At 38.4% G+C, this 14846-nt stretch carries 15 protein-coding genes; all 15 read left to right on the top strand.

The features are described 5' to 3' along the window. Window positions 1-587 (top strand): DUF3347 domain-containing protein (locus Q1K34_RS10825; RefSeq protein WP_300438418.1); only part of this gene is annotated, 587 nt, incomplete at its 5' end. A gap of 16 nt (window positions 588-603) precedes the next feature. Further along, a complete protein-coding gene (locus Q1K34_RS10820) occupies window positions 604-1179 on the top strand; it encodes a helix-turn-helix domain-containing protein (protein ID WP_011709221.1) in 576 nt (191 codons plus the stop codon). Window positions 1180-1252: 73 nt separating this feature from the next. Beyond that, window positions 1253-1804 (top strand): DUF3347 domain-containing protein, encoded by a 552-nt coding sequence (locus tag Q1K34_RS10815; protein WP_300438416.1) that lies wholly within the window; start codon window positions 1253-1255, stop codon window positions 1802-1804. A 107-nt stretch (window positions 1805-1911) separates the two neighbouring features. Continuing rightward, on the top strand, window positions 1912-2379 hold the full coding sequence (locus tag Q1K34_RS10810; protein WP_300438413.1) for a hypothetical protein: 468 nt from the start codon (window positions 1912-1914) through the stop codon (window positions 2377-2379). A 171-nt stretch (window positions 2380-2550) separates the two neighbouring features. Beyond that, window positions 2551-2886 carry a P-II family nitrogen regulator gene (locus Q1K34_RS10805; RefSeq protein ID WP_300438411.1) on the top strand — a complete coding sequence of 112 codons (336 nt, stop codon included), beginning with the start codon at window positions 2551-2553 and terminating at the stop codon, window positions 2884-2886. A gap of 11 nt (window positions 2887-2897) precedes the next feature. Continuing rightward, the gene (locus tag Q1K34_RS10800; protein ID WP_300438408.1) at window positions 2898-3974 is read left to right on the top strand and encodes an NAD(P)-dependent oxidoreductase; all 1077 of its coding nucleotides are present in this window, start codon (window positions 2898-2900) and stop codon (window positions 3972-3974) included. 27 nt (window positions 3975-4001) lie between these two features. Beyond that, window positions 4002-5516, top strand: coding sequence for a vitamin K epoxide reductase family protein (locus Q1K34_RS10795; RefSeq protein WP_300438405.1), 1515 nt, complete (start codon window positions 4002-4004; stop codon window positions 5514-5516). A 25-nt stretch (window positions 5517-5541) separates the two neighbouring features. Next, the gene (locus Q1K34_RS10790; protein ID WP_300438403.1) at window positions 5542-6783 is read left to right on the top strand and encodes a multicopper oxidase domain-containing protein; all 1242 of its coding nucleotides are present in this window, start codon (window positions 5542-5544) and stop codon (window positions 6781-6783) included. Beyond that, entirely contained in the window at window positions 6726-7166 is a 441-nt protein-coding gene (locus Q1K34_RS10785; RefSeq protein WP_300438400.1) for a multicopper oxidase domain-containing protein, read from the top strand. Before Q1K34_RS10790 ends, Q1K34_RS10785 begins: the two co-directional genes overlap by 58 nt. Window positions 7167-7307: 141 nt before the next feature. Next, the gene (locus tag Q1K34_RS10780; protein WP_300438397.1) at window positions 7308-7838 is read left to right on the top strand and encodes a hypothetical protein; all 531 of its coding nucleotides are present in this window, start codon (window positions 7308-7310) and stop codon (window positions 7836-7838) included. A gap of 528 nt (window positions 7839-8366) precedes the next feature. After that, the gene (locus tag Q1K34_RS10775; RefSeq protein ID WP_300438394.1) at window positions 8367-8966 is read left to right on the top strand and encodes an SCO family protein; all 600 of its coding nucleotides are present in this window, start codon (window positions 8367-8369) and stop codon (window positions 8964-8966) included. Between the two features lie 96 nt (window positions 8967-9062). Beyond that, the gene (locus Q1K34_RS10770; protein WP_300438391.1) at window positions 9063-11567 is read left to right on the top strand and encodes a heavy metal translocating P-type ATPase; all 2505 of its coding nucleotides are present in this window, start codon (window positions 9063-9065) and stop codon (window positions 11565-11567) included. 225 nt (window positions 11568-11792) lie between these two features. Then, window positions 11793-12347: a DUF3347 domain-containing protein gene (locus Q1K34_RS10765; protein ID WP_011709233.1), complete on the top strand. Its 555-nt coding sequence runs from the start codon at window positions 11793-11795 to the stop codon at window positions 12345-12347. Between the two features lie 272 nt (window positions 12348-12619). After that, complete coding sequence (locus tag Q1K34_RS10760) at window positions 12620-13150, top strand: PH domain-containing protein (protein ID WP_300438386.1); 531 nt, start codon at window positions 12620-12622, stop codon at window positions 13148-13150. Continuing rightward, a complete protein-coding gene (locus Q1K34_RS10755; RefSeq protein ID WP_300438383.1) occupies window positions 13143-14627 on the top strand; it encodes a PH domain-containing protein in 1485 nt (494 codons plus the stop codon). The genes Q1K34_RS10760 and Q1K34_RS10755 overlap by 8 nt, the downstream gene beginning before the upstream one ends. Window positions 14628-14846 lie beyond the last annotated feature (219 nt).

Genomic DNA, 14846 nt, shown 5'->3' with positions numbered 1-14846 from the left:
CGGCAGGGGGCTCAATGCCGGGGATGAATATGGGCAATAATGAGGCGAAAGAAAATAATAACCAGGTCAAAGGGCAGGTAAGTACCGAGAAATTCCTGGAAGGCGAGGCTTATGATTTTCGGGAGGAAACTCCAGATGACTTTAGGAAACAACTTGATGCGGTGATCCATGCCTACCTGTCCCTAAAGGATGGTTTGGTTGAAGCTGATGAAAAGACCACCTTTGTATACAGCACCCAGTTATATGAAGCATTGCTAGATATAGACGGCAGTGTTTTAAAAGGTAAAGCAAAAGCCTTTTGGGAGGAGAAAAAAAACTTTTTAATGAAACATGCAAAACTCTGCAAAGAAGCTTCAACTATAGCAGGAAAACGGGAAAATTTTATCTACCTGTCGCAGCCGCTTATAAAAGTAGTGGAAGTCTACGGCCCCGGTGATGAAACTCTCTATATAGATTTTTGCCCTATGGCCAATAACAATAAAGGAGCTTTTTGGCTAAGTGCAAGTAAGAATATTCAGAATCCGTTTATGAATGAAGGAATGCGCAGCTGTGGGGAAGTAAAACAGGAAATAGTACCCAATAAATAATCATTAGTAATGTCAAATGAAAATGAATGCTGAATTTCACATAAAAAATATGGTTTGTCGCAGTTGCGCAACCGTAATTAAAAATGCCCTTGAAAATAAAAAAATTAAGGTTATTGAAATTGAACTGGGCCGATTGGTAATTGAAACAGATAAGGTTTCTGTGATTAAAGAGCAATTAACAGAAATACTTAGAGCTAATGATTTTGATATTATAGATACACCGGAAGATAAGCTTGTAGAACAAATAAAAGTAAAGCTTATCGATCTTGTAAATTCGATACCTGCTCGTTTAGAAACAAAACTGTCTGTTTACCTACAGAAAAAGTTACATCAGGATTATACGACTATAAGTAAAATCTTTTCTTATAATCAGCAGATAACAATAGAAAAATATTATATAAAATTAAAAGTGGAAAAAGTAAAAGAGTTGATACATTCTCAGGAACATAATTTTACTGAAATATCACAAATGTTAGGCTATAGCAGTCTTGGACATCTTAGTACACAGTTTAAAACTGAAACCGGGATGAGCCTATCTCAGTATAAAGAGGTAGGGGCAGAAATTAGGAGTTCCTTAAACCGAATTTTATAAACATCTCCCAAGATTTTAGAAATACAAAAGTTTAAATATCAGTAATTTAGTAATATAATGAATTAATAAAATCATGAAAATAGTAAAAATAAGCATGCTAGCATTAATGTCATTCTCGTTATTAAGTTTTACAACTTCTTGTGATGATAATAAAGGCAATCAGGAGATGGAAATGATGGAAAATATGCTGTCGCAGGAAAACAGTGGAATGATGGGAAATGATAATACATCTAATTCAGATGGAGTTCAGGATTCAGAATTTGCATCAATTATGTCTTCCTATATCGCTATTAAATATGCCTTAATTGCAGATGATGAGAGCAGGGCACAAGAAGAAGCCGAAAAATTGGTCAAAAAGAGTCCAGGTTTAGAAAGATCAGCCAAGGCTATCGCAGAGACTGATAATATCGAGAAACAAAGGGAGTATTTTAGTGAAATGTCCACAGTTTTATATCAAATGGCAAAAAATAATGATATAGATGGTTCAGTTTACTGGAACCACTGTCCAATGGCATTAAACGGTCAGGGCGCAAACTGGTTAAGTCAAAACGAAAAAATACAAAATCCTTATATGGGGCAAAAAATGCCCGGTTGTGGTTCTGTTCAGGAAACAATCACCAATTAATATTTTAAAAAAGTCCTGCAAAAGAGCTGTAAAGATGATATGGTTAGCATTCTTTCAGCTCTTTATGTGGGCACAAGAAATTAGTTAAATTCAAAAATATAAAAGTTATGAAAAAGGTATTAAGAACTGCACTGTTAACAGGTGTATTTATGGTTGGAGCCATTGCGATCCAGGCCCAGGAAAAAAATGACACTGCAATGAAAAAGATGTTGCAGGATGATCAAAAAAAAGAACAGATTTATAGCGCTATAATGGATGATTCGGAAATGAAAAAGGAAATGATGCAGCGTATGATGAAGGAGGCTAAAAAAGACTCTACCTCCTGTAAAATGATGGCCAATATGATGATGAAGGATGGCCATATGCAGGATATGATGATGGGAAAAATGATGGATGGCGCCTCGAAAGATGATGGGATGTGCAAGAAGATGTGTATGATGATGATGAAGGATGGCAAGATGATGAAGATGATGGATAATATGAAGGAGAAGGATGGGAAATCTATGGGTTCCAAGGAAAAAATGGGTGCCTCCAATCAGGAAGAACACAATTCGCAGATGCATAAAAACAACTAATAAGTACTGGGGGATATGATGAAAAGGATGATAACAGGAGGTCTGTTGATATTCATAACCTCCTTTATCTGACCATTTTTAGGTAATTAGGCCTATGGCAGCTGGCTGTTCTTTGGCTTAATTTTCCTGTCTTGCCAGCTGCCTATGTTATTGATGAAAAAAACAAGAAAAATGAGGGAAGTTAAAGCGTTTATCCGGGAAAAAAGAGCCAATGAGGTGATGCAGGCATTGCGTACTGAAGGTTTTGAAAGCCTTACGGTTTCTGAGGCTGAAGGTACCGGAAGATATACTCAAAGAAAAGATTCTCCATCCCTTAGGTTTCCTCTTGCCCATAGCAAAATGTCTAAGTTGGAAATTGTCTGCAGGAAAGAAGATGTGCCAAAGATCGTGCAGGTGATCCATCAGCACGGCGGTAAGGGTGAAAAAGGGGAAGGGCTTATTTACGTGTCTGAAGTACTTGAAATTTATAAGGTAAGAACTGGAGAATTAAGCAAAGAGGATATATAGAATAATCAAATATGGACCAACCGGCAATAAAAACAGACAAGGAAATAATTGTAGTAAGTGGCAGTAGTGGCCTTATTGGTACAACTCTCATCAACAAACTGGCAGAAAAATACCTTATAATCGGGCTGGACAATATTGGATATCCTTTTCCGCCCATTACAGCAGAATGTGTATGTATCGATATCACTTCTGATGAAAGTATGGAAAATGCTTTTGAACGAATACGTTTTGCCTACGGAAATAAAATTGCCTCAGTAATACATCTTGCCGCGTACTATGATTTTTCAGGGGAACCCAGTCCCCTCTATCAAAAAATCACGGTGGAAGGTACAGAACGCCTCTTAAAGGTTTTACAGGGGTTTGAAGTTGAGCAATTTGTCTTTTCCAGTAGCTTGCTGGTGTATGATTCAACTAAACCCGGCATTGACATAACAGAAGAATCCCCGGTGAACCCAAAATGGGATTATCCTCAATCCAAAGTTGATACCGAAAAAATACTCCGTTCTAAAAGAGGTGATATTCCGGTCATGAATTTGAGGATAGCCGGAGTTTACAGCGATGAGGGTGACTCAATCCCTATTACCAACCAAATTCAGCGTATATACGAAAACCAGTTGACCAGTCATTTTTACCCCGGTAAATTTGACCGCGGAAACCCCTATGTTCACCTGGAGGATCTTATTACAGGTTTAATTAAAGCAATAGAAAAAAGGAAAGAATTCTCAGGGATGACCACCATTAACCTGGGTGAGCCCGAAACAATGAACTTTATTGACCTACAAAATGAAATTGCACGTTTGCTTTTTAATAAAAAATGGAAAACTTATAAGATCCCAAAATTCGTAGCAAAAACCGGAGCCTGGGTACAGGATCTTTTTGGGGATTCCTTTATTAAACCCTGGATGGTCGATTTAACAGATGAGCATATGCAACTGGATATAAGTCGGGCCAATAAATTACTGAATTGGGAGCCAAAACATAGACTAAAGAATAGCCTTCCTAAGATTATTGAGAATTTAAAGGATCATCCTGTAAAATGGTATAAAGGAAATGATCTCAAATTACCATCAAAACTTAAAGGAAAATAAATTCCATCAACGCTAAAAACTAACCATATGAGTAACGACCAGGAATCAGGAAAAATGGGAAAACGCGGAGTTTCACGACCTATGGCCCAAATGGATATGAATTCTTCTAATGGGGATGAAAATCAGCATAACAAGATGGATGATTCCCAGAGGGACAAAATGCTCAAAATGCATCATAAGCAGACCCTTTGGGTTTATTGGTCCATAATCTTGCTTGGCGTTTGGATGATTGCTTCCCCACTTACCTTTGATTATGGGAAAAATATAGTGGAACCCAGCGGTGGCAGGGATGTTTGGTTATCCCTTGCCGATAGGATTACCGCCATGCGATGGAGTGATATAATTAGTGGGGTTTTGTTGATTTTCTTCGGATGGCGTGCCCTGAGACCAAATAGGCCATATAGTGTTTGGATGGCCTGTTTCGTAGGGATATGGATTAGTATGGCGCCACTTATATTTTGGGCCCCCACGGCGGTAGCTTATTATAACGGTACCATGGTAGGTGCCCTGATTATTGCCCTGACGATCCTTATCCCCGGGATGCCCAATATGATAAAGTATATGCATATGGGTGGTGATTTGCCGTCCGGTTGGTCTTACAATCCATCAAGTTGGCCACAGCGGTGGATTATGATTGCACTGGCATTTGTGGGTTGGGTGGCTTCTCGCTATTTGGGCGCTTTTCAATTAGGATATGTTGATTATGCCTGGGATCCGTTTTTTGGAGATGGAACCCTGGAAGTGCTAAATTCCGATATGTCCCATTCCTGGCCGGTTTCAGATGCTGCCCTGGGAACGTTTGCTTATACCCTGGAATTTTTGATGGGCTTTATGGGGGCCACTTCACGGTGGCGAACAATGCCCTGGATGGTGACCTTTTTTGGAATTTTGGTAATTCCATTAGGCTTCGTTAGCATATTTTTAGTGGTATCTCAGCCCCTTACCGTGGGCGCCTGGTGTGCCCTTTGTTTATTTACGGCAATAGTGATGCTGCCTATGATCCCGTTACAAATTGATGAAGTAATTGCCATGGGGCAACATATGGTCCAACGAAAGAAGAAGGGAGATTCACTATGGAAGGTTTTTTGGAAAGGTGGAGAGGCAATCACACAAAAATCAGACGAACGCTCCCCGGAACTTGCAGAATTTGCAGAAAAGCCGTGGAAGGTATTCAAAGCATCTATATGGGGAATGAGTGCGCCGTGGAAGTTAACGCTATCTACTATTCTTGGTTTAGGATTGATGTTTTATCCTACCGCATTTGGTGTTGATATAGAATCCCCGATGGCAGATCTAAATCATTTGGGAGGTGCATTGGTAGTGGTTATGGCGGTAGTGGCCATGGCAGAGGTGTTAAGGACCTTCCGTTACCTCAATATAGGAATAGGCCTAGCATTACTTATTATGCCCTGGACAATTTCCGATACAAATATCACGCTTAGCATGCTTACAAGCCTGACCGGTTTTATAGTAATAATGCTTTCCTTTCATAGAGGAGCTATCAGGGAAAATTATGGGTTATGGGATAAGTATATAAAATAGATGGACAACTTTTAAAATATCTGACATGGAGGCTAAGGAACTGGATAGAAGAAAATTTTTAAAATTAGGAAGTACGGGAGCAGCCGTCCTTATTTCCTTTCCTTTTCTGAATGCCTGCAAGGATTCTTCAGCCGAAAATAATAACGATATAAGTGCTGATTTTGAACCGGACCTGGATATTGATCTTACGGCAAAAGAGGTAGAAATTCCTATTCTTAAGGGCAACCCCACAAGGGTCTGGAAATTCGAGGGGAAATTAAATAAAGGAGATTCAGCGGCACTGCAAGAAGATCAAAATAATTATTTGGGCCCTATACTACTTATACGTAAAGGCCAAAAAGTTAGGATCCGGTTTAAAAATCAACTGCCAGAAGAAAGCATTGTCCATTGGCACGGGATGCACGTACCGGAAAAATTTGATGGACACCCCAAGGATGTTATAAATAACGGGGAAACCTATGTTTACGAATTTGAAATTATGAACCGTGCCGGCACCTATTGGTTCCACCCCCATCCCCACGGCCGAACTGGCCCACAGGTATATAACGGACTGGCCGGGATGCTCCTTGTTACAGATGAAGAAGAGGAAAAACTGGACTTGCCAAAAGGAGAATTTGATGTTCCGGTTATAATTCAGGATAGGAAGTTTGACGAAAACAACCAGTTGGTTTATTTGGACAGGGGTAGAATGGACCAGATGATGGGTTTCCTTGGTAACCGGATTTTTATCAATGGAAAGCCAGATAAAGAATTACCCTTAAAATCAGGTTGTACCTATCGATTGCGTTTTTTAAATGCTTCTAATTCCCGCTTTTACAAATTGGGTTGGGAAGATGGAAGCCCCCTAACGGTTATTGGTATCGATGGTAGCCTTTTAGAACGACCAAGATCAATGCCATACATAATGTTGGGTGTGGCAAAGCGTGCCGATATTTGGCTGGATTTAAAGAATATACCTGTAGGTACCCGCTTGACCTTAAAAAGCCTTCCCTTTTCAGCGGGAATAATGAATATGGGAATGATGGGAGGCATGGCTAGCGATCTACCCCTGGGCAGTGAATATCCTGTTCTGAATATCAATGTAGATGAACAGGGAAGCAATACAAATACACTGCCGGACAATCTGGCTGTTTTTAACAAAATTAATCCCTCGGAAGCCATTAATAAGGAAAACCCAAGAACCTTCAGGTTTTTTATGCAACGTATGGAATGGACCATCAATGGAAGAACCTGGAAACAACCGGGGTTACTGAAGAAGAAACTGTAAAACTCAATACAACGGAAATCTGGAATTTAGTAAATACTGGTGGAGGTATGATGGGTGATGGAGGAATAATGGGAAACGGAGGAATGATGAAAGGAAAAGGAATGATGGGTGGGGGAATGATGCAAATGCCCCATCCCATTCATATACATCAGGTACAATTTAATATTTTGGAACGGGACCCTTCTGAAATGGACGAAGATGTCTGGAATTCCGTAAAAGATGGGTTAATAGATGATGGTTGGCAGGATACGGTATTACTAATACCCGGAATGAAAATTAAAATCATTATGCGTTTCAAGAACTTTAAAGGTTTGTTCCTGTATCACTGTCATAATTTGGAGCATGAAGATATGGGGATGATGCGTAATTATAAAATTGAATAAATAAATTGAGAAATATGGGAAATATGGAAATGGATGGGTTTTGTTGGATGTGCGCCGCAGTTTGGATAGGAGGAATCATTTTGGTGGCCCTGATTATCTATCTTCTAATTAAGCTTATCAGGCAAAACAGGAATTCCTAATATGGAAGGTTTTAAATGGGCGGTTTTAATTTTGCCCGGCGTTTCATTGTTAGGGGTCATTTTATTGTATTTCTATTTTAAAAATACGGTAAAGGATAAAGTTGCTTACAGGTGCTACATATGGACCATCGCACTTACGGCTTTCTTTTTAAATTTAGTTTGGGAGCTATCGCACGGGCCTTTATATGAAGGATATCAGTATGATTGGCCACACATCAGGATGTGTTTAGTAGCATCGGTTACAGATATGTTGACATTATTGATTATGCTATTTGGATTCGGGCTATTCTATAAAAACATTTATTGGGCACAAAATCTGAGTTTTGATAAGATCCTGTTGATTGTGATAACCGGAGGTACTGGAACAACTCTTCTGGAGCGTTGGCATATCGCCACCGGACACTGGGAATATGCTGCAGCAATGCCAATGGTGCCGTTTGTGGGAGTGGGGCTTACTCCCTTATTGCAATTTACAATCCTTCCTATCATCATTTTCATAATTGGAAAAGCACTCTCAATACAAAAATTATAGAAATCAGAAATTAATTGAGATGAAGGGAAAACGGACATATAAAAGAAAATTAAAAAAACAAAAAAAAACTCAAAAGAATAAGATAACGCAAAAGGACAAACTAATAGCATTATTAGCTTTTTTCGGAATTTTTTTGACTGCAGCTTATCTTGCACTTCAGATGCTATTTATGGGTGATTAATAACCCGATACCTATCCCCAGAAAGTGATTAGGATAATAGTTAGAAAGATTTTTCTTCAATGTAAATTAAAAATTTTTCATTCAACGGAAGTTTGAAAAGCTGTACACATCTATTATTAATATATAAGTAGTTTTATGATTCAAATCAGTGGTAGACACAGGATTAGATATATCGCGCTCAATCATTTTGCTAAAGATTGATGATTCCAAAATATATTATTTTAAATCCACCGAAAATACGATAGCCATTATTCAGAAAAAAAATGACTCATAAATATGTCATCACAGGTTTAGGCTAAATATTCATAAACAATATGAAATTGAAAAAGCACTTTAAATTTTTTTTCATGTTAGTTTTCTTAGGAGGAGGTCTTATCTCTTGTAAAAGCAAAGAGGAAAAATTACCAATTCTTGGGAGCAAAGAACCTATTAATAATGGAAAAGATACAATCTATCATAAAATACCGGATTTTAGTTTTACCGATCAAAATGGGAAAACTATTACTGCGAAAACCTTTGAAAATAAGATATATGTAGCAGATTTCTTTTTTACCTCCTGTACTACTATCTGTCCGGTTATGGGGAAGGAAATGCAAAGGCTATATGAAAAATATAAAGGAAATGAAAAAATTGCCTTTCTATCACATAGTATAGATCCTGCACATGATAGTGTACCGGTACTAAAAGAATATTCAGAAGATTTAGGTGTAGATAACCACCAATGGCATTTTGTAACAGGGGAACAAGAGGCTATTTTCAATATGGCTCAAAATCACTATATGATCAGTGCAATGAGAGATTCAACGCTTCCCGACGGGGTGCTTCATAGCGGTGCTTTTATTCTGGTAGATAGCCAAAAACGGATAAGAGGGTATTATGACGGTACAAGTAATAAAGAAGTAGATAAATTGATTTCTGATATTTCCATACTGCTACAGCATAATTAACTTTAAAGTCCTGGGGAGGGAAGGAAAAGCTTTTCATTGAGCTGTTAGTTAGTTAAAAATTTCCTTTCCTTTTCAGGCATTTTAAATAAAAATAATATGAAACATACTTACCATATCCGCGGGATGACCTGCGACGGTTGTAGAACCCACGTTGAAAATACCCTTTCAAAAGTTGAAGGGGTTACCAATGCTTCTGTAGATTTAGAAAAAGGAGAGGCATCTATCGAAATGGAATCTCATATTCCCATTAATAAACTACAGGAAGCCCTGAAAAATGATGGCGGGCAATACAGCATTCACCAAAATGGGGAACACCATCATACTGAAGAAATGAAGAGCGCCGAAAAACCCAAGGGGGAAAAGACAGGAATTTATTATTGCCCGATGCATTGCGAGGGTGACAAAACCTACGACCAACCAGGTGATTGTCCTGTATGCGGAATGGATCTGGTAGAGGAACAAAGCCTTTCTGCCAATTCTTCAACACAATATACCTGCCCGATGCACCCCGAAATTGTAAAGGACGAACCGGGAGATTGTCCCATCTGTGGCATGGACCTGGTGCCCATGGAACCGGATATATCTACAGAGGAAAAAAACTATAAAAAGCTACTAAAAAAGTTTTGGATTGCAGTGCTGTTTACAGTCCCCATATTAATTATTGCAATGTCTGAATTGCTCCAGAATAATCCTCTGGAAGGGCTTTTAGAGGTGGAAGTTTGGAACTGGATTCAACTCGCTTTATCCCTGCCGGTGGTTTTTTATGCAACCTGGATGTTTTTTGAACGTGCGTGGCATTCCATAAAAACCTGGAACCTTAATATGTTTACCCTTATTGGGATCGGCACCGGCGTAGCCTGGTTATTTAGTGTTTTTGGGATGTTGTTTCCCGACTTTTTCCCGGCTCAGTTTAAAACCGAGGCAGGAACCGTTTTTGTTTACTATGAAGTTGCCACGGTTATCTTGGCCCTGGTAATGTTAGGACAGGTATTGGAGGCCAGGGCACATAGCAAAACTAATTCAGCAGTAAAGGAATTGTTGAAATTAGCACCTAACAAGGCAATTAAAGTCGTTGATGGGCAGGATATAGAAGTATCTATCGATAGTATTGAAATAGGCGATACGCTTCGGGTAAAACCGGGGGACAAAATCCCGGTGGATGGCGTAATTACCGAAGGGGAAACCTCTGTAGATGAGTCCATGATAACCGGTGAGCCTATACCCGTAAGTAAAACCATGGATAATAAGGTTAGTAGCGGTACAATAAACGGCAACCAGTCATTTTTGATGAAAGCCGAAAAAGTAGGATCTAATACCTTATTATCCCAAATAATAAAAATGGTTAATGATGCGAGTCGAAGCAAGGCGCCCATCCAAAAACTGGCCGATACGGTCTCTGGCTATTTTGTACCTGTAGTTGTTATTATTGCGGTGATTACTTTTGCGATTTGGGCAATTTGGGGGCCAGAGCCTGCCTATGTATATGCATTGGTAAATGCCATTGCAGTACTGATTATTGCCTGTCCCTGTGCACTTGGTCTTGCTACCCCTATGTCTATTATGGTAGGTGTGGGTAAGGGAGCGCAGAACGGTGTGCTGGTAAAAAATGCGGAAGCCTTAGAAAAAATGGACAAAGTAGATACCCTCATCGTCGATAAGACGGGAACCATTACCGAGGGAAAACCTACCGTAGAAACTGTAGGGGCTTTTAAAGGAGGGCTCAATGAAAAAGAAGTATTGCAATACATTGTTTCTCTCAATAATTTAAGTGAACATCCTCTCGCAGAAGCAACAGTAAAATATGGTAAAGAACAAAAAGCAGAATTTTTAAAGGCCGATGGCTTCAATGCGGTTACCGGAAAAGGGGTTGAAGGTAAAGTAAACGGTAAAAAGTTGGCATTGGGCAACGTAAAAATGATGGAGAAGGCTGATGCTGCACTTTCCGAAGAAATGATAGAAGAAGCTCAATCCTTTCAAAAAGAGGGGAAGACGGTTTCATATCTCAGCGTTGCTGGAAAGGTTGCCGGTTATGTTGTTATAGGTGATAAAATTAAAAAAACAAGTGCCAATGCCATCAAAGAACTTCAGGATAAAGGCATAGCTGTGATAATGCTTACAGGTGATAACCACGACACGGCACAAGCCGTGGCCGGCGAGCTAAACCTTGCAGATTTTAAAGCCAGTATGCTCCCTGAAAATAAGTTACAGGAAGTAGAAAAACTACAGAATCAGGGTAAAGTGGTGGCTATGGCAGGTGATGGCATTAATGATGCCCCGGCATTGGCAAAAAGTGATGTAGGGATTGCAATGGGTACGGGTACTGATGTGGCCATTGAAAGTGCAGCCATTACTTTGGTAAAAGGGGATTTACAGGGAATCGTGAAAGCCCGTCATTTGAGTGATGCCGTTATGAAAAATATCAAACAGAACCTGTTTTTTGCTTTTATCTATAATACCATTGGTGTTCCTGTTGCAGCCGGAATTTTATTTCCCTTTTTCGGTATATTATTATCTCCTATGATTGCCGCTGCAGCTATGAGCTTGAGCTCAGTTTCAGTAATTGCCAACGCATTAAGATTGCGAACAAAAAAAATAGAATAAATAAATTAATATATATATACAAGCCTTTAAGTTATTCCTGTGCAATTGTAAGAAATGAAAAAATGACCTTTGCTGCGCCGGAACATGACCCAATGCGATCCTTCGCTTTTTTGGTAAGTGATACAATAGAAAACAGTAATCCTTTATTCCTGAGACCAGGCATTCTTTTAGAGAGAGGAGGGAGATTTAAAAATAAGTAAGTTTAATTATAAAATAGTAGTAAAGATGAATTTTCAAAAATGGATTTTAGTAGTAATACTCTTAATTCTATCCCGATCGGTTTACCCTTGCGATATACAAGGACATGAGTTGAATTACGGATATATACAGACGAAAGGACTAAGTGGTCCTTTTAGTCCTACCGGAAAAGCCTTATCAGTTCTGCCCGCTTTTTTAGGGAGTTATATTGAAATAAAAAACGCCCTCATTGAAGATCATTATGTACAGGCCAAAAATGCCGCTGCCGGAATGGAAAAAAACCTGGAGAACAGTAATTTGAAAGAGAAGGAACAGGTACAATTAAGGGCAACAATAAAAGAATTGATCCTTGCAGGTGATATTAACGACCAGCGAATTGCATTTGCCGTACTTTCTGAACAACTATATCAAATACTCCCGGCTATAGACTTTGGGAGCGAAGCGCTCTTTTGGCAGAATTGCCCTATGGCCCTCGGCGGCAGGGGAGGAAATTGGATTAGCCTGGAAGAACAGGTGAAAAATCCTTTTATGGGACAGCGTATGCCTTCCTGCGGCACTGCACTTGAAAAACTAATGAGGTAAAGGACTGCCAAGAGAATGAGATTTTCTTCGCCCTCTTGGTAGTAGGATAAAGGGTAATTATTGTAAATCCATAACCCAGAAGGCAATCTGTTATAAAGATTTTTTAAGGCATTCAGTTTTTTTGGACCGAATGGGATGCAGTTGAAACACCTTAATGCGCTAAACAGTAAAATAGCAGGAAGTAAGTAAATCTGTTGTTTTTACTGCTATATTGTTAAGCACTTAATAATCTGGAAAATATTAAATGGAAACCGAAATAAATTCAAAATGCAATGGCTTCTCTTAATCAGGCAGAATTTGAAAATAAACAACTGGATATAAATTCCTTACCTCGATTTACTGAAGTGGAATTCTATCCCCTCGATACTAAGTATCTTATTAAGTTAAATATTCTGTCTGGTATTGGAGCATTAATAGTTGTGGGAGCTTTAATTGTGGGGTACTTTCTTATGGAAGAATACAAAATTTTAATCCTTTGGTCTGCAATTCTTTTCTTACCGCTTTTCTTATGGTTAATCTATCGTAATTTTGAGCTACAGAAAAGAAATGGATATGCTATAAGAGAAAGAGATATAATTTTTAAAAGAGGTTTTCTCCATGAGAAAATAACAATTGTACCATTCAATAGGGTGCAACATGTTTCGGCTAGAAAAGATTTATTGGATAAATTCTTGGGAATTTCATCTTTGACAATTTTTTCTGCAGGAGGTTCAGCCAGTGACGTTACTATTTCCGGACTTCTTGCGAGAAATGCGGAAGTACTAAAAGAAGCTATCTCAAAAAGGGTGTCTTCTAATGAATAGCAGTAACTTCCATGAGCCACAGAGGCAATCTAAAATAGGAGTGATACTTGTTTTTGGGAACAGCCTATATCATCTTTTAAAGAATTTATGGTTTTTGGTGATCTATTTTTTTATGAACGAATTAGATTCTCAAACAATCATCAATTCTACTATTGGGGCTACCATAATTTTTATTTTGGCTTTTGCTTATAGTATCCTTTATTTTTGGAGGTTTGTTTTCTATATTGATCCTAAGACTGAGGAATTTGTACTTCAAAAAGGGGTTATCAATTCGAAAACTATAAGCCTCCCTTTTCATAAAATCCAGCAGGTCAATCTTAAGAGAAATCTTGTGCAACGATTAATAGGTGTCTATAGTGTTTTAATCGATACTGCCGGGAGCAAAGAAAAAGAGGTGGAAATAAAGGCTTTATCCAGGATAAAGGCCGAGCAACTTGCAGAACTTCTTATAAGTTATTCCCGGCTGGAAGAAAACATAAAGGAAGTAGAAATAGAAGGAAAAGCAGCTATAGACTGGCATTTTTCTTTGAACACTTTCCAGCTTCTAAAGCTCGGGTTAATTAGCAATTATATACGCGGCCTACTACTGCTGATCACATTCTACATAACTCTTAAAGATCAGTTTTTCTTAAATAAATTCATCCCTCCCGAATTCATGATGGAACCAAGTTTAGACTCTCCTTTAAGCGTCTGGAAAATTATACTGCTGTTATTGGCGATAATTACAGTCACTGTAGCGGACACCTTCATTAAATATTACGGCCTTCGTCTTAAAAAATCAAATTCAGGGCTACAGATAGAAATGGGGCTTCGGAAAAATAAAAAGGTGAGCTTAAAAGCAAAAAGGGTACAGACTATTGAAATTTTGAACAATCCTTTTCAACAAAAGCTTGATCTCCAAAAGGTCAAATTTTTCTTGGCAAGCAGCCCGAATGATCCTGAGAAAAGTATTATTACCATTCCCGGTATTTCCCAAGAACTTTTGTCAAAGGTCCTTGGGTATATGCATGTTAATCCAATAAAGAAACAGCTTACTCAAATCATTCATAATAAGTTACTTATTTTTAAAAAGATCAGTGTAGGATTTTTACCCTTGCTCCTTATTCCTATTATATCAAAATTTTACAATCTCGATTTATCTTTAAAATGGGTGATCATCACTATATCAATTTATTCAGTTATTCTCTTCGGATATCAACTTCTATATTATAGATCTTTGCGCCTAAGTTTTTCGGAGGAATTTATTTTGAAAAATTCAGGTGTATGGGAAAAAAAACAGCAGTACCTGGAAATTTGGAAACTACAAGCTGTTTCAATGTCGCAACCACTCTGGTATAGAAAGAAAAATCTGGTAAATCTCATCTTCCATTCAGCGGGAGGAGATGTTCGCTTCGAGCTGATAGACCGAAATAAAGCAGAATCCTTAATGGATTACGTACTCTATAAAATTGAAAGTACCTCCAAAGGATGGATGTAGTGTCAAACCAGGAAATATAATTTAGAGGAATATGGACAGGATGAGAGATTATATTATCGTATGAAGAAAAACCTTTTAGAAATGGTAGCAGTGATTTAGTATTTCTGGGATTAAGGGATATTGATCTTAATTGGACTATATTAAAAACCGATACACGTCTTTTCAATAGATAGCTATGTCGAATTGCTAATTAATTAGGCATCAATAAAAATCATACCA

Source organism: Christiangramia sp., assembly GCF_029937855.1.
Taxonomy (GTDB): domain Bacteria; phylum Bacteroidota; class Bacteroidia; order Flavobacteriales; family Flavobacteriaceae; genus Christiangramia.
This window is presented reverse-complemented; position numbering and strand designations above follow the sequence as displayed.